General features: G+C 44.1%; 15 protein-coding genes and 1 pseudogene. 5 read left to right on the plus strand and 11 right to left on the minus strand.

The window, feature by feature from the left end; all coding sequences use genetic code 11:
* From QUA25_RS22690 to QUA25_RS22725, 8 genes are all read right to left on the minus strand, one after another.
* Entirely contained in the window at nucleotides 1-453 is a 453-nt protein-coding gene (locus tag QUA25_RS22690) for a response regulator (RefSeq protein ID WP_333041392.1), read from the minus strand.
* Nucleotides 450-620 carry a hypothetical protein gene (locus tag QUA25_RS22695; protein WP_333041393.1) on the minus strand — a complete coding sequence of 57 codons (171 nt, stop codon included), beginning with the start codon at nucleotides 618-620 and terminating at the stop codon, nucleotides 450-452. Before QUA25_RS22695 ends, QUA25_RS22690 begins: the two co-directional genes overlap by 4 nt.
* Nucleotides 621-1,085: 465 nt before the next feature.
* Nucleotides 1,086-2,993: a PAS domain S-box protein gene (locus tag QUA25_RS22700; RefSeq protein ID WP_333041394.1), complete on the minus strand. Its 1,908-nt coding sequence runs from the start codon at nucleotides 2,991-2,993 to the stop codon at nucleotides 1,086-1,088.
* Nucleotides 2,994-4,934 (minus strand): response regulator, encoded by a 1,941-nt coding sequence (locus QUA25_RS22705; RefSeq protein ID WP_333041395.1) that lies wholly within the window; start codon nucleotides 4,932-4,934, stop codon nucleotides 2,994-2,996.
* Between the two features lie 289 nt (nucleotides 4,935-5,223).
* A complete protein-coding gene (locus QUA25_RS22710) occupies nucleotides 5,224-8,379 on the minus strand; it encodes a PAS domain S-box protein (RefSeq protein WP_333041396.1) in 3,156 nt (1,051 codons plus the stop codon).
* Complete coding sequence (locus QUA25_RS22715) at nucleotides 8,376-8,774, minus strand: response regulator (RefSeq protein ID WP_333041397.1); 399 nt, start codon at nucleotides 8,772-8,774, stop codon at nucleotides 8,376-8,378. Before QUA25_RS22715 ends, QUA25_RS22710 begins: the two co-directional genes overlap by 4 nt.
* 60 nt (nucleotides 8,775-8,834) lie before the next feature.
* On the minus strand, nucleotides 8,835-11,378 hold the full coding sequence (locus QUA25_RS22720) for a CBS domain-containing protein (RefSeq protein ID WP_333041398.1): 2,544 nt from the start codon (nucleotides 11,376-11,378) through the stop codon (nucleotides 8,835-8,837).
* A gap of 158 nt (nucleotides 11,379-11,536) precedes the next feature.
* A complete protein-coding gene (locus QUA25_RS22725) occupies nucleotides 11,537-11,722 on the minus strand; it encodes a hypothetical protein (RefSeq protein WP_333041399.1) in 186 nt (61 codons plus the stop codon).
* 1,798 nt (nucleotides 11,723-13,520) lie between these two features.
* Between QUA25_RS22725 and sds the strand changes: the two genes are divergently transcribed.
* The gene (gene sds, locus QUA25_RS22730) at nucleotides 13,521-14,492 is read left to right on the plus strand and encodes a solanesyl diphosphate synthase (RefSeq protein ID WP_190658411.1); all 972 of its coding nucleotides are present in this window, start codon (nucleotides 13,521-13,523) and stop codon (nucleotides 14,490-14,492) included.
* A 97-nt stretch (nucleotides 14,493-14,589) separates the two neighbouring features.
* Here the strand turns inward: sds and QUA25_RS22735 are convergent, their stop codons facing one another.
* Complete coding sequence (locus tag QUA25_RS22735) at nucleotides 14,590-15,054, minus strand: hypothetical protein (RefSeq protein ID WP_333041400.1); 465 nt, start codon at nucleotides 15,052-15,054, stop codon at nucleotides 14,590-14,592.
* A 672-nt stretch (nucleotides 15,055-15,726) separates the two neighbouring features.
* Here QUA25_RS22735 and QUA25_RS22740 point away from each other — a divergent pair.
* The 3 genes from QUA25_RS22740 (at nucleotide 15,727) to QUA25_RS22750 (ending at nucleotide 18,189) form a co-directional block, all read left to right on the plus strand.
* Nucleotides 15,727-16,077: a hypothetical protein gene (locus QUA25_RS22740; protein ID WP_006635783.1), complete on the plus strand. Its 351-nt coding sequence runs from the start codon at nucleotides 15,727-15,729 to the stop codon at nucleotides 16,075-16,077.
* A 107-nt stretch (nucleotides 16,078-16,184) separates the two neighbouring features.
* Nucleotides 16,185-17,705 (plus strand): stress-responsive protein Ycf46, encoded by a 1,521-nt coding sequence (ycf46, locus tag QUA25_RS22745; RefSeq protein ID WP_006635782.1) that lies wholly within the window; start codon nucleotides 16,185-16,187, stop codon nucleotides 17,703-17,705.
* Between the two features lie 130 nt (nucleotides 17,706-17,835).
* Nucleotides 17,836-18,189 carry a DUF1257 domain-containing protein gene (locus QUA25_RS22750; RefSeq protein ID WP_006635781.1) on the plus strand — a complete coding sequence of 118 codons (354 nt, stop codon included), beginning with the start codon at nucleotides 17,836-17,838 and terminating at the stop codon, nucleotides 18,187-18,189.
* Nucleotides 18,190-18,359: 170 nt separating this feature from the next.
* Here the strand turns inward: QUA25_RS22750 and QUA25_RS22755 are convergent, their stop codons facing one another.
* Together QUA25_RS22755 and QUA25_RS22760 are read right to left on the minus strand one after the other, a co-directional pair.
* Nucleotides 18,360-18,509: a hypothetical protein gene (locus QUA25_RS22755; protein WP_333041401.1), complete on the minus strand. Its 150-nt coding sequence runs from the start codon at nucleotides 18,507-18,509 to the stop codon at nucleotides 18,360-18,362.
* Nucleotides 18,510-18,640: 131 nt separating this feature from the next.
* Nucleotides 18,641-19,054, minus strand: a complete 414-nt coding sequence (locus QUA25_RS22760) for a hypothetical protein (protein WP_333041402.1) — start codon at nucleotides 19,052-19,054, stop codon at nucleotides 18,641-18,643.
* Nucleotides 19,055-19,123: 69 nt separating this feature from the next.
* Here QUA25_RS22760 and QUA25_RS22765 point away from each other — a divergent pair.
* Nucleotides 19,124-19,258: pseudogene (locus QUA25_RS22765) on the plus strand (IS630 transposase-related protein); the annotation flags it as partial.
* Nucleotides 19,259-19,369: the final 111 nt, after the last annotated feature.

The raw sequence follows: 19,369 nt of genomic DNA on the forward strand, positions 1-19,369 counted from the left end.
TTACATATCCGGCGGGAGTGAAACGATTTCAAACCAATACTCACATAAAGTCTTCATTACTTCAAGCAAGCCTTCAAAAGTGACTGGTTTGGATATGAAAGAATTGGCTCCCAAGCGGTAGCAAAGCAAAATATCTCCTCTGCGGTGGGAAGTTGTGAGCATTACAACTGGAATTTGTTGCAAATGGGGGTCAGATCTGATCAAAGTTAGTGTTTCTCGCCCGTCCAGCCTCGGCATATTCAGATCCAAAAGTATCAAGTCTGGCTGATGCCAATTGCTGCTACCAAGATATTGACCGCGACGGTACAAGTAGTCTAGCACTTGTTCTCCATTTTCCACAAATTCGCTCGTAATTGCTAATCGAACTTCTCTCAGTGCTTCCTTCACCAAAAAGCGCGTGTCCTCGTCATCGTTTGCTATTAAAAGAGTAAAATTTTTCTTTTGATAATTCACGGCTTTGCCTCACTACCAAATTCTTTTGTGAGGTTACGGGACTTTGAGCCGTGTCTGACTACCTGCAAAGAATCTCTTGCCATCATCCGGTAAATCTGGCTGAGAACACTGAAATTGTGTTGCTGTAATTTACCGTTTTTCTCCATTTGCAAAGGTTTGCGAATCATGCTTGTTTCACTTGGCAGCCTGTCCGAGAACCGGCCAACTGCAAACACATCACAAATCCTTCTGGGCGAACTACTAGGGAAAGTATTGCATCCCAAAGCAAGATGCTCTGGATACAGTTGAAAAAAATTAACAAGTCTTGCGCGCACCGCTGATTTATAAGTTGTATAAGGATAGAGCTACTAGATTTATAGTGATAGATTAATCGCTCGATGTCATCAGTGAATATGCTACAGTTTATAAGCATTTTTGTAAAGAAAAGATAAAGCTATTTAAAGCTTAAGTAAAGGACGGGTGACAATCAAGCAATTTGGTGACAAGCGCCCGGATTCATCCGTGGAACGAGAAAAAAGCTCCCAATCCTCATCACAAGCCCCCGGATTTATCAGTAAGGTCGCTTTCTTCAATTCTAAAATCTAAATTCTAAAATCTAAAAATGATTGACTGCTTCAGGCGAACTGCTGACTTCACTTTGGTATAGGAATAGAAAAATAAAAAGTCGAGCCTCGATTGGGTTCTGATTCTACCCACAGGCTGCCACCGTGCCGATCGACAATTCTTTGACAAATCGCTAGACCGATACCAGTTCCCGAATACTGTTTTTGGGTGTGCAAGCGCTGAAAAATCTGAAAAATTCGCGGATGGTACTGTGAGGCAATCCCAATACCATTATCCTGCACTGAAAACACCCAGCTATCCCCCTGATGCGAAGCGTCCACCTGCACCACCGGCGCCTCACTGCTGCGGTACTTAATGGCGTTACCAATTAAATTTTGAAACAGTTGCAGCAGTTGAAAAGAGTCACCTTTTATCCTTGGCAAATTCCCCCTAGTCACTGAAGCTTGATTCTCGCGGATGGCCAAATGCAAATTAGCACAAGCATCCTCAAAAACCCGATTGCAATCTATCATCTCAAAAGGTTTCTGACTGCGACCGACCCGCGAATACTCCAGCAAGTCATCAATCAGCGCCTGCATCCGCTCGCAAGAATGAACAATATTGCGGATAAATTTATTCCCTTGGGCATCAAGTTGGTTGGGAAAGCGTTTTTCTAATAGTTGAGCGTAGCCAGCAATCGTGCTCAAAGGCGCTTGCAAATCGTGAGAAGCCACGTAAGCAAACTGTTCTAGTTCGGCATTAGAACGAGTTAATTCTTGAGCGTAGCGGGTTTGAGTGTCTAAACTCTCTTGCAGTAATTCTTGTACCAGCTTGCGTTCGGAAATATCCTCGATCGCACAAATCAAATACTGCAGCGTCCCCTTGACATCGCGCATTGCCGAAACAGTAACATTTGCCCAGCGCACTGCCTCATCTTTGCATAGCAAACGCTTTTCGACAGAAAAAGTTTGAATCTGCCCGGATAACAGCGAGCGCAGGTATTCTCTGTCCGCTTCTCTGTCATCTGGGTGAGTAATTGCCTCCCAATTTTGCTGTAACAATTCGGATTGTCCATAACGGACAATTTGACAAAAGCCGGGATTTACCCGCATAAATTTACCACAAAGCGCGGTTTTAGCTATGCCGACCGCAGCTTGCTCGAATATCGCGCGGAAGCGTTCTTCGCTGTCTCGTAGGGCAATTTCTGCTCGTTTGCGCTCGCTAATGTTACGAAATGTTACTGCCAGACCATCATTTAATTTGACCGCCACAATGTGCAGCCAAACAATTGTATCTCCCTCCTGTTCGTAATAAAATTCTTGGTCTACAGTTTCTCCTGTTTCTACTACAGAAACATACAAATCAAATAACCTTTTATTGCTAACCTGGGAAACTTTGGCTAACAAATTCTTGCCAACTATCTCATGTAATAGCAGACCATAAAATTTCTCAGCGGCAGGGTTGATTAAGAGCCACTGGAAATCTACAATATTTTCCTCACTGTTGCGGACAGCAGAATAAGCCACCACACAGTCTAAGGAACTATTTAATATGCTAGCAAGCAGCGACTGTGACTGTTGCAGTTGATAATTTTGTTCTTTTAATTGCTGTTGCAGTTTTTGCAATCGGACTTGCTTGTCGATGCGCGCTAAAACTTCTTCTACTTGAAATGGTTTAGTAATATAATCGGCGCCTCCTACTCGAAAAGCTTGTAGTTTATCGTTCATTTCATCTAATACGCTTAAAAAAATTACCGGAATTTGTTCAGTTTCTGGTGTCGCTTTCAGTCTCCGACAAACTTCATAACCGTTCATTTCCGGCATTCTAATGTCGAGCAAAATTAAATCGGGGCAATGGGTGCTCGCAACATTCAACGCCAGTTGACCGCAAATAGCTCGATAAACTTGATACCCCTGGGAGGTTAGCAGTTTGGATAAGAACCGCAGATTGCTTGGTTGGTCATCAACCACCAATACTTTAATTTCGCTATTATCCATTTATTTTAAACTCGATTGAGTTAAATCCATTATCTTGTCGAGTCGGTAATCGGCAAGCAAATCTTTTAAAGCCTCAGCTAAAGTTGGATGACTTTCCCAGATGCGATCGACAAGTTGAATCGCCAGCTCTTCATTAACATCATTAGCTGCGTCATAGAGTTCCTTCACCCAGCTTTGAGGCATCTGATCCAGCAGCCCTCCGAAAAATGAATCGGGTTTTTCGTTCACAGAATAACGCCGTAAAGCCCCGATAGGGAGTCGGGGCAACTCTTGATAAAGATAGCGCACTCCCAAGTAGCAAGCCATCTTATCAAAAAGGATTTGTTCTTGAAAAGGTTTCCGCACAAAATCGTCGCAACCTGCGGCGATAATTTCGCCTTTTTTTTCCTCAAAAGTGCTAGCAGTCAGAGCAATAATTATAGTTCGCCACTGAGTTTGTTTCTCTTTCGCTCTAATTTTTCGGACAGCTTCAAAACCGTCCATTACTGGCATTCGCGTATCCAGCCAAATTAAATGAGGCTGCCAAGTTTCCCAAAGTTCAACCGCTTGGTAGCCATTTTCCGCTTCTCGGACTTCAAAACCAATTGGTTGCAACATTTTAACCAGCAGCAGCCGATTTTCTTGATTGTCGTCAACTGCTAAAATCCGATAAACCGGTTGATCTGCTTCTAGTCCGATCACCCGCTGCAATGTCGCCATTGTTATTTCAGACGAAATAGCGGCAAATACTCGGATATTAAATTTAAAACTGGTTCCCTCACCTAAAACACTTTTAACCCAAATATCCCCACCCATTATCTGCACATATTTTTTAGTAATTGTCAAACCCAATCCCGTACCATCAGCAGCTTTTCTCCCGACTTGTGTTTGCACGAAAGCATCAAATAAAGTATCAATTTCTGCTGTTGCTATGCCAACACCCGTATCTTCAACTTCAAACAAAATTAACAATGGCTCGACTGAGGTAGAGTTAGGATGAATTTCCGATTCTGCAGGCTGTGACTGGTTGCTTTCCACGCTCACGCGCAGCCAAATACGGCCCCCGTCGTGAGTGAATTTCATGGCATTTGCCAGCAGGTTAATTAAGCAAACGCGCAGCTTTTTTTCGTCAGTTTTTATATATTGGGGAACATTTGCCTGGACGGAAAATCTCAGTTGCAGTTTTTTTGTTTCAGCTTTGATTTGAAACATTTCTTCGAGAGTGTCGAGGAGTTGATAAAGGTCAAAGCTGCGTTGATCTAAGCCAATTATCCCTGCTTCTATTTTCGACAAGTCTAAAACATCGTTAATTAGTTCCAGCAAATGTTGACCGCTGCGATTAATAATTCGGAGATTTTCGAGATTTTCGTGGCTGAGCAAAGAGTCGCGGCTCATGACTTGGGTAAAACCCAGGATGGCGTTCAGGGGAGTCCGCAATTCGTGGCTCATGTTGGCAACGAATTGACTTTTTGCTAGCGAAGCAGCGGCCGCTGCTTCTTCGGCTTTTTTGCGTTCTATTATTTCTTCTTGCAGTTCTTTATTGCGATCGAGCAATTGTTTTTTCAGTCTCTGGATAGTCAGTTGGTGTTCGATTCGCGCTAAAACTTCTGCTACATGAAACGGTTTTGTGACATAATCAACCCCTCCCACTTGAAAGGCGGTTAGTTTGTCCAATACTTCATCTAAAGCGCTGATAAAAATAACGGGAATGTCGGATGTCTTCGGATCTTCCTTGAGCTGTGTGCAGACTTCGTAGCCGTCCATTTCGGGCATTTTGATGTCGAGCAAAATCAAATCGGGAGAACCAGAGCGCGCGGCCCTGATTGCCATTTTGCCGTTAATTACGCCGCGGACTTTGTAGCCCCGATCGGACAGCGTTGCTGATAAAACTTGCAAATTTTCTGGAGTATCGTCAACAATTAATATGTTGCCTTTATTTTCTTCTATTTGATTGTTGGTCATCGAGCGCTATTTTGTGTTGATTTAAGAAGTGGTGAAATTATGAAAACTGGTTAAATCATCATTATAGCACTCCCTCCTCAATCAACTCCTTTTATATTTACAGAACTTATCCTAGTTAAGATTTGAGATTTGACCTTAAAGAATGAGGAATGACTGATGATTACGAAGGTGTGGAGCTGGCCTACAAGTAAATTAGTCTATCGGCCGCAGGCGAGTTTAGAAATAGGCGATCGACCTACATCATCAATAATCCTGAACCTGCCCCTATTATCCCTTGTTATTTCATCCTTCAACAATTTCTAAACTCGTCAATCAAATCGAGAATCCGATCGCACCGGAAGTTATTCGCCAAATCGGCGATCGCGCTGCGGAAACTCGCATTAATAGGAGGAATCGACAACAGCCGAAAAATCTCCTCGTTATCAACCGCATCCGCCGCAGAATACAATTCATCAATCCATTCAGCAGGCATAGCTTCCAAAAATGAAGTATTGAGCGTAAAAGCCAAATCAGCCGTTTCAGTTGCCGTGGAAACCTCGGCGGACACCGCAGCATCAGAAGTTAGCGAAGCTTCTCGATCGTAAACATAGCGGACTCCCAGATACTTAGCCATCTTTTCCAGAATCACTTGCTCCCGAAAAGGCTTCGCTACAAAATCATCGCAACCAGCAGACAAAATCAGCGATCGCTCCTCATCAAAAGCACTTGCAGTCAGAGCAATAATCACCGTTGCTTGACCTTTCAAATGCGCTTTAATCTGTTTAGTAGCTTCGTAACCGTCCATCACCGGCATCCGCATATCCATCCAAATCAAATGAGGTTCCCAACTCGACCACATTTCCACAGCTTGAACGCCATTTTCAGCTTCCTGCACCGCAAAGCCGAGCGATGTCAGCATTCTGACCAACAGCAAGCGGCTTTCCAGGCGATCGTCAACAGCTAAAATCCGGTATTCTGGCTGTCCGGGTTCCAGACCCACCACTCGGCGAGCTGTTTGAGCCACCTGAATTTCCACTGCATTAGGGAGCCAAACTTTAACATCAAACCTAAAAATGCTGCCGCGACCGAGGGTGCTTGTTACCGTCATCTTCCCTCCCATTAACTTAACGAACTGCTTGCTGATTGGCAAGCCCAAACCTGTTCCTTCTTGAGCTTTTTTCCCGCTTTCTGTTTGTGCGAAAGGTTTAAACAAATTATCCATTTCTTCCGCAGAAATTCCTGAACCAGTGTCTTCCACTTCAAATAGCAAACAGCAACTTTCATTTGGAGGAAATTCGGGGGAATTTTTGTTACTTAGCAGCTCATGTTTGAGTCTCACATTAACACCCCCTTCCGCAGTAAATTTAATAGCATTCCCTACAACATTGATCAAGACTTGTCGCAATTTGCTTTCGTCACTTTCTATATATTGAGGTAGATCTGGGGGGCAATCAAAAATTAACTGCAACCCTTTTTTCTCGGCTTGCAGCTTCAGCATATTTTCAGTATTAGTTAGCATTTTGTGCAAGTCGAAGGTGCTGTTATTAAGTGTCACCAGCCCGACTTCAATTTTTGACATTTGCAGAATATTGTTGATCAAAACGAGCAAATGTTCCCCGCTCTGGGTAATAATTCCTAAGTATTGCTGTTGGTCGGCATCGAGGTCTGGGTCGCGGGCTAGCAGTTGGCTAAAACCGAGAATTGCGTTGAGGGGAGTTCGCAATTCGTGGCTCATATTCGAGAGAAATTCGCTTTTTGCCCTGTTCGCTCTGTCGGCTTCTTCTTTAGCTTTTTGCAGGACTATTTCAGCTTGTTTGCGTTCGGTAATATCGCTAGCAGTGCCTGTGGTGCCGATGATGTTTCCTTCAGCGTCCATGCGCGCGATCGCCTTGGTATTTACATCAATCTTTCTGCCGTCTTTTCCTAATACTATATTTTCGTACTGAAACACAGTTTTCCCCGTCAGCAAGCGCTGCTGAAGTTCCCATTTCCAGTCTATTTCTCCTGGGGCTAAGAAATCGCTAAAAGAACAGCCGAGCATTTCTTCAGGCTCGTAACCGTATATTTGTTTAACTGCTTGGTTGACAAAAGTAATGTGTCCTTGAGCATTGCAAGACCAGATAATATCTTGGGAAGTTTCAACTAAATGACGGTATTTTTCTTCGCTCTCTGCAAGGGCTATTTCTGCCAGCTTGCGTGGGGTAATGTCCATCAAAGTTGTGAAAAGTTTTGTCACTTGACCTTGTTGGTTGACAACTACTTCTCCTCTGGCTTCAATGTAGCGGATGAAGCCGGCTTCACTTATTTGTGACGGGCAATTATCTGCAGCAATTTTCGGTTCCGGGCGCAGAATTCGATATTCCAAACTGTAAGATTGCCCGCTAGCAATAGCAGTGTGGATCGTTGTTTGCCACTTTTGTCGATCGTCGGGATGCACGTATTGCGAAAACTCAGTGAGTGTTGGCGCAGGCTGGGTTGGATCGAGCCCAAAAATCCGAGATAATTCTTCCGACCAAGTAGTTGTGTTGGCCGATAAATCGCATTCCCAATTACCGACACGGGCGATTCTTTGCGCTGCTGCTAAAGAAGCCGCTACAGCTCGGAGTTTTTCTTCGGCTAATTTGCGCTCGCTAATATCTTGAATCACAGAAATCACGCAGGTTTCGCCATGAATGTCAATGATTTCTGCTGACAGCAGCCCGGTTCTGATTTCCCCTGTTTTAGTGCGAAAATCCAATTCGTAGTTGAGAATAATTTGTTTTTCATCTAACATTTTAAACAACTCGGCGCGGGCTTGTATATTTTCCCAAAGATTCAAATCAAGCGCCGTGCGATCGATAATTTCTGCAGCCGAATAACCGATTGTCTGGCAAAAAGCCTCATTAATTTCTAAATAACGACCGTCATTAAATCTGGTAATAGTAATCGGATTGGGAGAAGAACGAAAAGCTTTAGCAAACTTTTCCTCAGACAATCGCAGTTGTGCAGTCCGCTCCTCGACTAAAGTTTCCAGTTCTTGATTTAGCTTTTGGAGTTGAGCATTTTGTTGCGCTAATTGCTTCTCCCTAAAATAGCTGTTAATCGCTTCTTTTACCGTCAACTTCAAATCTTCTGACTGCCAAGGCTTCGATATATATCGGTACAATTTAGCATATTTAATAGTATTCGCCACTGCTTCTAGGTCTGCTTGCCCAGTCAGCATAATTTTGATAGTTTTTGGCGAAATTATGTGAATCTGCTTGAGCAATTCGTCCCCTTTGATATTCGGCATCAGATAGTCGGAAATCACTGCTACGATTTCGCACCCCTCTGCCAGTAATTCCTCGATTAACTCTAAAGCATCTTCGCCACCTTCAGCGGTTTCTAATAAGTGTTCTTCGCCCAGGGTTTTTTTTAACTCAATTTTCAAACTTTCAAGAATTATTGGTTCGTCATCCACACAAATAATCACAGGTTTATTGTTCATATTTTTGTCAAACCAGATTTTATAGTTTCTACTAATTCTTTGCGTTCCCACGGCTTGTACAAACAACGGTGCAAGTTTGCTTGCTCTTTCACCCGTGCTATTGCTACTTCGTCTGCTTGCCCGGTCAGCATAACTTTCACAATTTTAGGATATTTGTGGTGAACCATAATCAAAAAATCATCTCCTTTAATCCCTGGCATTAACCAGTCAGATACTATGACTAAAATATCACTCTCATCTTCGTTTTGAATTTCCTCCATAATTTCCAGAGCTTCCTCTGCATTTTCTGCTACTTCATAGAGGTAAGCATCCCCAAATTCTTTTTTAAGTTGAATTTTTAAACTATTTAAGACCACAACTTCATCGTCAACGCACAAAATTACTGGTTTAGACATAAAACTTTACTGCTATTAAATTTTATAAATAGGGGCATTTTCCTCTTTTTTTTATTGCTATCAAGGGATTCCGACGGGCAAGGATATAGTAAATTTTGTTTGGCCAGGCACGCTTTCTACTTGCAGTTCACCTTGGTGTTTTTCCAGAATTTTTTGAACTATATCTAATCCCAAACCGCTGCCTTCCCCTGGAGGTTTAGTTGTGAAAAACGGCTCAAAAATTCTCGGCATAATCTCTGGAGGGATGCCGGGACCACTGTCGGTAATACTGACTGATATTGCGTTCGCTTGGTGTTTGACATCAATTTTTAACACGCCTTTGTTGCCCATCGCTTGTAAAGCATTGTGAACCAAATTTGTCCAAACTTGATTGAGTTCATCAGGATAGCATAGCACAGAGGGCAAATTAGTACCATAGTTTCTGACTACTTCCACACCGTGTTTGATTTGGTAGTGGTAAAGCGTTAAAACAGTATCAATACCGTCGGTAATATTAGCGATTACTTTGGAACCCGACTGGTCATAACGAGAGTAGCTTTTTAAAGCAAAAACGATTTTGGCGGCCCTATCTGTAGCAGTAGCAATATTTTTAGTGCTTTTTTGTACCGTAGCAAATTGGTAGGCGGTTTGTACAATGTTTCGACTTTGGTTGTCTTTCAATAAAGGTAAAAAAGGTTCTATATTATTACCGATGCCGATATCTAATAAAGTACAGGCAAGACTGGCGGCGTCGTCAATTTTTTCTGATTCTAATTGCCCCTGCAAAAGTTTTTTTAACTGACGTTTTTCTTTACTAGATAATGTATCTGTTTCTTGGCTAGACTTGTGTAGCAAAGCAAAGAAATCCTGCCGCCGTTCCGGGGATAGTTGTTGAAAAAATATCGGCAACTGCTGCAACTGTTCCGTCCAGAAATCGGCGATGTTCTGCACAGAAGAGCGAATCGCCCCTAAAGGAGAATTGATTTCATGAGCAACTCCGGCAATTAACTGTCCGAGGGCTGCCATTTTTTCAGATTGAATAAGTTCTTTTTGAGTCCGCTTCAGTTCTTCTAAGGTATGAGATAACTCTGCATTTTTTTGGCAGAGAGCTGACTCGGCTATTTTGCGGGCGTTGATGTTGCGGGCAACCCAAATGACTGCATCTTTTGAGAATAGAGAAATGCAGGCAGAAAACCAAATTTCGCGATCACAAACTGTTAAGCTGTAGTCAAAATTGATAGTTTGTTCGGTCTCTAAAACTTGCTGAACTAACACCCACCAATCATCCGGGTTGTTATCGTCAAGAAAATGTTCTATAGTCAAGCTGACTATATCGCAATCAGGCTCAGACACCGCTGCCACATTCGTTGGCAAAATTTCTATGTTCCGCTGACTGTCTAGCACGAGAACTATGTCGGTCATTGCTTCAAAAACGGCGCGGACTTTCCTTTCAGAAAAGTGCAATTTTTCTTCTAGCAGTTTCCGACCACTAACTTGTTGCTGCAATTCTTCGTTACTGGCTGCTAGTTGAACCGTGCGGTCTAGAACTCGCTGTTCGAGTTCGGTGTTGAGGCGGCGAACTTCAGCTTCAGCCGTGGTGCGGTCTTGTATTTCCTTTTTTAACTGACTGTTGGCATTAATTAATTCTAAAGTTCGCTGTTTTATTTGTTCTTCCAAATTATCATTTAAAATTCGCAATTTTTCTTCGACTTCTGTTCTCCGCAACGCTTCTTTTTGCAATTCTTCGTTCATTTTGTTCAACTCCTGAATTTTGTCGGCAACTGTTTCCTGCAAAAGCTCGACATTTGCGTGCATTTCTACCGGATCTAAAGCCTGCAGCAGGCTAATTTCAGTCACAATTCCGGCTAAAAATCCTTCCTCGTCCACCACCACTAAGCGCCGGATGCTGTGCTGCTGCATTAACTGGTGAGCCTGCCACAAGGTGGCTTTTACCTGCAACGGTATCAGCGGAAAACTCATCCTGGCGGTGATGGGAGTACGTGCAAAATCTAGTCCAGAAGCTTGGAATTTAACAATGTCGCGTTCTGTAATTATGCCCACAGGTTTCTGATTTTTGTTGTCGCTGTCAGTGCAAATGACTATGCAGCTTTTGCGCTGGCTTCTCATCTGTTTTGCGACTTCTAAAACTGAGGCGCTGCTTGAAGTAACTATTACTTGTGTGGTCATAATTTCTTCGGCGCGCCACATTTTCAGCAAGTCGGCCGGTTTGAGGATTTGACGGATGCTTTCGCAGGTGATAGCGCCTAGCAAGTTGCCACCTTCGTCTAGGAGGGGTAAATGACGGATTCTTTTCGATCGCAATATGCTCAATACCTTGAAGATATTTCCCGCTTGATCGAGGGAAATAGCGATCGGGTTTTCAGTCATCACCTCAGAAATTGCCACCCCTGCTAGCGGTATTTCGCTAGCAGTTATTTTCACAACATCGCGTTCTGTAAAAATTCCGAGCAATTGCTGCTCAAACGCGATTAAAATGCAACTGGCACTCGCCTGAGTCATGGCAGCAATTGCGACTTTCAAGGGTGTGTCTGGAGGTAGCACCGGTGGTTTGGGGTCGATCGCCTGTTCTAGCAAGCTTTGGGTATCAGAAACTGTTGTTGACATGGGCAAATCAAGGGGAATATATGCAGGCGGAACCGCCACTTAATAACATTTTAGATTTCAAATTTTACACTCGCGGTACGCTCACCGCAATCGATAATTGACATCGGTCTAAAGTTGCATTGTAGTCGCGCATTGGTAGGATTTTTAGTGCAATCCCGCTAAACGGCGATCGGAATTAACACCATACACGTCCTTTGACCGATAACTGATGTTACTTCTATTTTACCCGAATGTTTTTCCACACTTTTTTTAACAATCTCCCGTCCCCAGTCCCTGCCTTCGTCGGCGGGTTTTGTGGTAAAGAACGGAGCACATATTTGTGGCCAAATTCCCGGGTAATTCACTTGCCACTGACGAGCAGGCTCTGATTTTCTGCTCTCACCTCTACTTTTAAAAGTCGGCAATTCTCTATCGCTTATAAACCAATACTCCGGACAGTTTTTGGAACGATACTACAAGCCTTACAGGGCAAGCATCATAAAAAAGTCGAATTAAATGCAAGTCACGGGTATAGGTGACATTGATTTAATTATCCACGCTCGCCTCAAAGTCAAGCGAGAATAAGCCATTGGGCCATAGAAAAAGTGTCCAGACTATTGATAAACCATTCTGCATCATATTTAGGGAAACTTGTTTGAGTTCGTCTGGATTACACAACAATTTAGGCAGTGTAGCTTGAGAATTTCTGACAACTCTTACTCTGGTTTTAGTTTTTTTAATCAAAAGTTAATAGATTTTTAAGGGGGTCATTAATAGTGGCACTTACTTTTATACCATACAGTTATATTGAGAATATTTGTGAAATTAAAAATTACTTGTGTGTCTCTCCCTAGCAAATTATCTTATTGATAATCTGTAAATAAATGACAGAGACTATCTGGCTGAATCAGCCATTTAATCACGCTTTGATGAAATCGGTGATTGCCGTGCAATTTTCGTGATTTTTTCTGTTTAAAAAGCAGGTTGATAGATTCAGAAATTTCGCGTTTTATTTCTGTAAGTTATTGTCCTAAAAAATAGAAATATTGCGTTTTTTGGCACCAGAACCGACAACTTCAAACTCAGCATTTTTGATAATAATTTAATAGCTTTCTCGGAACATGGGCCTGCTTTCCCTGAGATGAAACTTGCTGTGAGCGATACAAGCTGCTACTAAATATAATATCCTGCCTCAGAGGCTGTTGGCATTGAACATCGATAACTGTAGCTATGTGTTGCAGTAACTAGCAGCCCAGAAAATCACAGTGCCCGCAATTGTAAATAATAACCCTGCCTTTGCGCGCAAGCATTCAAGGCAGGGTTATTATTGAGTATTCCGAGTTCTCAAGGGTGAAGCGAGGGCGCTGCTGCCGACTTCGGCTGCCCAGCAATGCACTACTCGCCCAATCGAGTGATTTTAGCGCTGCGTTCGGCCAACATCAGCACTACATAAATAGTCATTACATAGCCGGCGGCCAGAATGGGAATAATTAGAGGAATATCGCGATAAATCATAGTTAGAACCAAAAGTCAAGGACGAGGAGGAGCAGGACAAGTTCAAGACCTACTACATTAAGTCAGCACGCAAGACCATGCCTTGGTTCTGAAGGCTGTTTTTCCATATCAAGCCTACGGGAACATTTAGGCGTTCCCGGTCATCAATAATGATTTACTGCTTTACAGATGCTTAAACAGCCTAAAACCATCCACTTTAGCTGCTTTGAGCTACCGTGCACATAAGATGCGCTACTCTTAACTTCTGAAAACTTTTAGCCGCGAGGAACTAAAAATCTGTCCCAGAAATTTTGGCTGCGATCGACTAACAAGGCTGGCTCTACGAAACTCTTACAGGCACCTACAAGCTACCTGCCAGTCTGGCTGTACTTAATGTATAGAATTGTTTAAATCCTTAATACCCATAATAACACAGGGTTTCTGGGATTTAGAGATTTTTTGGCAGTGTCCTTAACAATTCGATACAATAGGGGCAACCCCTCTGGCAGCCGGCTACTCGCCTGTGGCAGGCGGGTGACTTCCATCGGGTGGCAGATGACAAATAACTGCCGATCGCCTAGATTTTTCTTTTCTATTGCAGAGAATTACCTTAAAATAAAGATATGATTTGTAAAATTTTGTTACTTTACGGCTTGAGTCGGCGTATCCATGATCTCTAGCACTCTCCTATTTTCCTCGGTTGAAGAAGACCTGCGACTGTTGACAGAAAACTTAAAACAGTTAGTGGGTGCCCGTCATCCCATCTTGTACGCGGCTGCAGAATACTTATTCGGCACAAAGGGAAAACGAGTGAGACCCGCAATCGTTCTGTTGATGGCCAAGGCGACTATGCCCGATCGGGAAATCACGGAAAAACACCGCCGCCTCGCTGAAATCACGGAAATGATCCACACAGCTAGTCTCGTACACGACGACGTGGTGGACGAGTCGGATCTGCGGCGGGGAGTGCCGACGGTTCACAGTCGGTTTAACAACCGAGTGGCAGTATTGGCGGGAGACTTTCTGTTTGCTCAATCTTCCTGGCATTTGGCAAATCTCGACAACCTGCCAGTAGTCAAACTGCTTTCAGAAGTGATTATGGATTTAGCTGAGGGGGAAATTCAACAGGGACTCAATGGATTTGACACCAGCTTGTCGATCGAAGCGTACCTGGAAAAAAGTTATTACAAAACAGCGTCTTTAATTGCCAACAGTTCCAAAGCAGCGGGCTGTTTGAGCGAGGTTTCAGCGGAAATAGCAGACGATTTGTACAACTACGGTCGGAACATTGGTTTGGCATTCCAAATAGTAGATGATATATTAGATTTCACCGCTTCAACGGAAACTTTGGGGAAACCTGCAGGCTCGGATCTCAGAAGCGGTAATCTGACAGCACCCGCACTATTCGCCCTAGAAGAAAAACCTTACTTGGAAGTTCTCATAGAACGCGAATTTGCCCAAGAAGGAGATATAGAGCAGGCCCTGGCACTGGTAGAAGATTCTAAAGGCATAGAGCGATCGCGAGAACTAGCCACAAATCACGCACAGAAAGCCGTCGAATATTTAGCTGCGCTGCCCCATTCAGAGTCCCGTCAAGCTTTGATTGATTTGGCTGAATACGTTTTGAGCAGACTTTATTAGAGGTTAAAAAGTTACACTTTATTGGTAATGGGGAATTGGTAATGGGTAATTCCCAATGCCTAATGCCCTGTTACCAATTAATAGAAAATTCAGTTGTTTAGGCAATATCCGGCGGTGGAGCCGATCGATACTGTTGCAAGTAAACGTTAATTAAACTCTGTACTTGCTCGCGAGGGATTTCCGTCCCGACTTCCTGATTGCCGGGACTTTCAAAAAAAACAATGCTGTCAAGACCTTCCAGAGCTATCATCTGAAATAAAATGTGAGTGACAGGCAAAAGCACGGGTCTGAGGCGATCGCCCCCAGCCGCCGCAGCCTGCGACGCATCTTTAAGATTATTCCAAGCATAAATCACCCTCTTCTCCCGTCCCGGTTGCTTGAGATTGCTCAAAACCACGATCGCCCAACTTTGGTCTACCGCTTGCAGGATCGAGTATTCGAGGTGCTGTAGCTGTTGGGCAATTAACACCAGTGCCGGGGTGATCGCCTTTAAGATTTGTGGCGTCGAACCGTCGGGCGGAGCTTTTTCGATCAATGCTTGAATCTGTTGATCTAAATCCATCAGTCAATTCTTTGATATCTAAAATTAAAAATTTCAGGTTAGCAGGTCCGCATCCAAGTATATATTACCCAGCACTGCCCTATTAAAGATAAGCTGACACCCATCTAAATTTAATATTTAGCACCCTAGAGTCCTTGTAGCGAGCATTTGGGCAAAAAAATTAAGTGCGTAACACCTTACACAATGTCATCCAAAAAGTCTAACCATAGGGTGCTGAGCGCTAGCGCTGTCAAGGTTTGTTAAATCTGATCCCGATAAAAAGCCGAAAACGGTTATTTCACGTTCGGATTTTGCACACTTAAAGCTATAAAAACTGCTTGGGGGAGTTTGGTTTCAAAATAAAAGCGCCCAAAGTTAGTAACCTCATGAGCTGGCTGGGTGTTTATGACGCACCTTACCCCAGATGGCGGCTCAAAGAATTTGTTGGCCCTACTCCTATATATCTATTGTTCATATTTATAGTTGGTCGATCGTCCTTGACGCTACCCTACCTGCCGCAGTACCTCGGCCTCATCAGCTACACCCCTAACTTTTTCGTTGTTAACAGACCCACATTTACCTCAAATGTAACGAAATATTACAAGATGACGCTAAAGCTGCATAGAGGCTTGACAGCAAAGAATTAAGCGGCTAATCTGATATACATACCCGGGTAAGTCAATTCACTGTCATATGCAAGAAAAGCAAAAAGTTACATTGTATCTTCCACCAGAACTGCATCGCCAGCTCAAAATCCGAGCCGCAGTCGAAACTGAACCGATGTCATCAATTGCAGAAAGGGCAATTGTCTTCTACCTAGGAAATCCCGAACTGGTTGACGAAGTAGAAGCCTCCTACGGACAAACCCATCGGGTATACAACTGTCCAGAATGCACGGGTTCAGTAGTAATGCGAGATGGAGAACTGGCCTCCGTAACAAGTCAGCCGAGCGTATTGGCTGAACAGGATCTTCCAGTAAAGCAGGTGTCGGGCGTCAGTGCCAGCACGGCCAAACCGGGAGAGGAAGAATTGGTTCCCTGCTAAGAATGCCTTGCTTCCCCAAAAAGCTAAAACTGAAATTTTCAGTAACAGGGCCCAGGGCAGCAGTGAGATTCAGCAAAGATAGCACCGTCTCTAGTGGGTCGAGGACTATGCAAGAAGAGATCAGTATTCTAATCCAAGCTCAATATCCTCTGATCTACCTCGTGACATCCGAGGAAGAGCGGTGTGAGCAAGCAATTTCGACAATAGCTCAAGCAAAACCACAGCGACGAGTATTTATCTGGACTGTAACTCACGGCATTGTGGAGTATGGTCAACCCCGCACCACCACCCAACACAACACCGTCTCGCCAGAGGCAGCAATTGAATGGGTGATCAGGCAGCGAGAACCCAACAGTAACGCTAGCATCTACATTTTCAAAGATTTACATCCTTTTATAGATTCTCCTCCGGTAACGAGGTGGTTGCGCGATGCGATCGCCAACTTCAAAGGAACGCAAAAGACAATTATACTGATGTCTCCTTTGCAGCAAATTCCGATCGAGCTAGAAAAGGAAGTAGTGGTATTAGACTTCGCGTTGCCAGACATGAAGGAACTAAACCAAGTATTGTCTGGTCAGTTGGAGCAAACGAAATCGCGACGCATTACCACAGAAGCGCGAGAAAAACTTTTAAAAGCAGCCTTGGGATTGACCAAGGACGAAGCTGAAAAAGTTTATCGCAAAGCCCAAGTTTCGACTGGGCGCCTCACAGAAGAAGAAGTAGACATAGTTCTTTCGGAGAAAAAGCAATTAATTCGGCGCAACGGCATTCTAGAGTTCATTGAAGAAGACGAAACCCTGGATGCAGTCGGCGGTTTAGAAGAGCTGAAGCGGTGGCTGAGACAGCGTTCCAACGCCTTTACAGAGAGGGCAAGAGAATACGGTCTGCCCCAACCAAAAGGGATGTTAATTCTTGGCGTACCGGGATGCGGAAAATCGCTGATTGCCAAGACCACCTCCCGCCTGTGGGGACTGCCCCTGCTGAGGCTAGATATGGGTAGAGTCTACGACGGTTCGATGGTGGGTCGATCGGAAGCCAACCTCCGCAATGCCCTCAAAACCGCAGAATCCATCTCTCCAGCCCTCCTTTTCATCGACGAACTAGACAAAGCCTTTGCAGGAGGCACTGGTTCGGCCGACTCAGACGGAGGCACCTCCAGCCGGATTTTCGGTTCCTTCCTCACTTGGATGCAAGAAAAGACTTCCCCAGTCTTCGTAATGGCAACAGCCAACCGAATCGAGCGGTTGCCGGGAGAATTCTTGAGGAAAGGCCGATTCGACGAACTCTTCTTTGTTGATCTGCCTACCAAAGAAGAACGCCAAGATATATTTAAGATTCACCTGTCAAAGCGGCGTCGGGAAATTACTCGCTTCGATTTAGAGCAACTTTCCAATGTTTCCGAGGGCTTTTCAGGTGCAGAGATTGAGCAAGCGCTAGTAGCCGCAATGTACGAAGCCTTCGCTCAAGATCGAGAGTTTACGCAGCTAGACATCATCGCGGCCATTAAATCTACAATGCCACTGTCTAAAACAATGACCGAACAGGTCACCGCCCTTCGAGATTGGGCTAGACAGCGTGCACGGCCCGCTGCGTCTTCCGTCGCTGAATACCAGCGAATGGAATTCTAAAAGCTTTCTCCTGGTCCAAACAGGAGCAAAGGCTAGCAACAGCTAGCAGTTCGATTGAAGAGCCGCCCAGCGGCACCGTTAAATCCAGACCGTTGTTGTTTCTCTCTCAGTTTTATTAGGAGGAAATCCAATGTCTCACTTTAGCACTCTGCGTACCAAAATCACCGATGCCGAAATCCTGAAAGCTTCACTGCGCGACTTGGGCATTTCAGTCAAGTCAGAAGCTGATGTTCGTGGCTATAACGGTCAGCGCGTTCGCTCCGACATCGTGGCGATTCTCGAAGGCGAATATGACCTAGGTTGGTCTCGCAATAGCGATGGTTCCTTTGACCTGATTGCCGACCTCTGGGGCGTCGCCAAAAAACACAATCAAACTGAGTTAATCAACTCCATCAACCAGAAGTACGCAGTTAACAAGACCTTGGCCGCAGTCAAGCAGCGCGGTTTGCAAAATGCCAACGTTAAGCTGGTAGTGCAAAACTAATTGATCTGCAGGTTTCCAAGCTCGCGGGTTAACCACACAAACGGGTTAACCCGTTTTTCGATAGCTAGGAGGTAGAGGGGGGTCTTTGAACCGCCACATACTTTTTTAGCACCCCCAAGCAGCAGCTTTCAGGTTGAAAGCTGCTGCTTTTTGCTTTAATGGTCGGCTACCTAATGCTTCGAGCAATCGTCGATCGTTTGTTGATAAATTTCAAGTATTCGATCGACTTTGCGTTCCCAATCAAAATGCTGCTGGACTCGTTCCCGTCCCGCACAACCCCTACTCTGCAGCAATTCTGGTGAAGGAGCGAGCTTGAGCATCGCATCTGTCGATCCCTTGACAAATCCTTATTTAGGGCTTGCTGAATAAGCGATCGCAAACTAGCCCTGTCAAGGTGACTGCCGAGCCTGGTCTAAAAGCCTTGCTGTAGAAAGATGACGATGACGTGAGTTCACAATTCCCCGGGGGTTTCTTCTTTTTGGGGGAGCGTGGCTGCTTCAGGAAAGACTTCAAATTCACTCGGGTAGCCAACCAAATCCAACAAAAAATCAGCTAATTGAGATAGAGACCAAGCCTGGATAAATGACCAATGATCAGGTTCACAGGCTATAGTCATTCCTCGATAAGTGCCTTGAATTTCATCAACCAAGTATAATTCTGAAAGACTCGACTCAATTTTACCGACACCATGTACACTGCCGAGAGTTCTTCGGACAACAGCTAAAATATTGTAAGAAACCAAAGCGAGGCAAAAATAAAATAAAGCAGCTTTCAGATAACCCAAGGTTTGAATTTCGCCCTCAAAGTTCTTAGTTACGATTTTAAATAGAGTTTCAACACTCCAACGTCCTCGATATATAGTCATTTCAAATAAATGTGAGACAAATGCAAGATGATGTAAAATCAAGAAAAATTGTTAACTCGGAGCCGAAAAATGGCATACAGTCTAGATTTGAGAAAAAGAGTAGTGAATTCTGTGGAAAATGGAGGGGGTATAACCAAAGCCGCCGCCCTGTTTAAAGTAGGAAGAGCAACAATATACAGAGGGCTAGGGAGGGAAGACCGGGAGCGTGTCACTTTTGCGATGAGTATAAATACTCGTGGACCCCAGAATGACTTTTTTACCGATCATCAGTATAATAGGCGATAATTATCATCTCTTCCCACTTGATATATAATC

The sequence above is a fragment of the Microcoleus sp. Pol17C6 genome (genome assembly GCF_036701145.1).
GTDB lineage: Bacteria > Cyanobacteriota > Cyanobacteriia > Cyanobacteriales > Microcoleaceae > Microcoleus.

Coding starts and splice junctions, on each gene's coding strand:
- QUA25_RS22735 (WP_333041400.1), bottom strand. CDS start 15,054: ATGGATTTAGATCAACAGATTCAAGCATTGATCGAAAAAGCTCCGCCC.
- QUA25_RS22750 (WP_006635781.1), top strand. CDS start 17,836: ATGTCTCACTTTAGCACTCTGCGTACCAAAATCACCGATGCCGAAATC.
- QUA25_RS22720 (WP_333041398.1), bottom strand. CDS start 11,378: ATGTCAACAACAGTTTCTGATACCCAAAGCTTGCTAGAACAGGCGATC.
- QUA25_RS22755 (WP_333041401.1), bottom strand. CDS start 18,509: ATGCTCAAGCTCGCTCCTTCACCAGAATTGCTGCAGAGTAGGGGTTGT.
- QUA25_RS22715 (WP_333041397.1), bottom strand. CDS start 8,774: ATGTCTAAACCAGTAATTTTGTGCGTTGACGATGAAGTTGTGGTCTTA.
- QUA25_RS22760 (WP_333041402.1), bottom strand. CDS start 19,054: ATGACTATATATCGAGGACGTTGGAGTGTTGAAACTCTATTTAAAATC.
- QUA25_RS22705 (WP_333041395.1), bottom strand. CDS start 4,934: ATGACCAACAATCAAATAGAAGAAAATAAAGGCAACATATTAATTGTT.
- QUA25_RS22740 (WP_006635783.1), top strand. CDS start 15,727: ATGCAAGAAAAGCAAAAAGTTACATTGTATCTTCCACCAGAACTGCAT.
- sds (WP_190658411.1), top strand. CDS start 13,521: ATGATCTCTAGCACTCTCCTATTTTCCTCGGTTGAAGAAGACCTGCGA.
- QUA25_RS22695 (WP_333041393.1), bottom strand. CDS start 620: ATGATTCGCAAACCTTTGCAAATGGAGAAAAACGGTAAATTACAGCAA.
- QUA25_RS22710 (WP_333041396.1), bottom strand. CDS start 8,379: ATGAACAATAAACCTGTGATTATTTGTGTGGATGACGAACCAATAATT.
- QUA25_RS22700 (WP_333041394.1), bottom strand. CDS start 2,993: ATGGATAATAGCGAAATTAAAGTATTGGTGGTTGATGACCAACCAAGC.
- ycf46 (WP_006635782.1), top strand. CDS start 16,185: ATGCAAGAAGAGATCAGTATTCTAATCCAAGCTCAATATCCTCTGATC.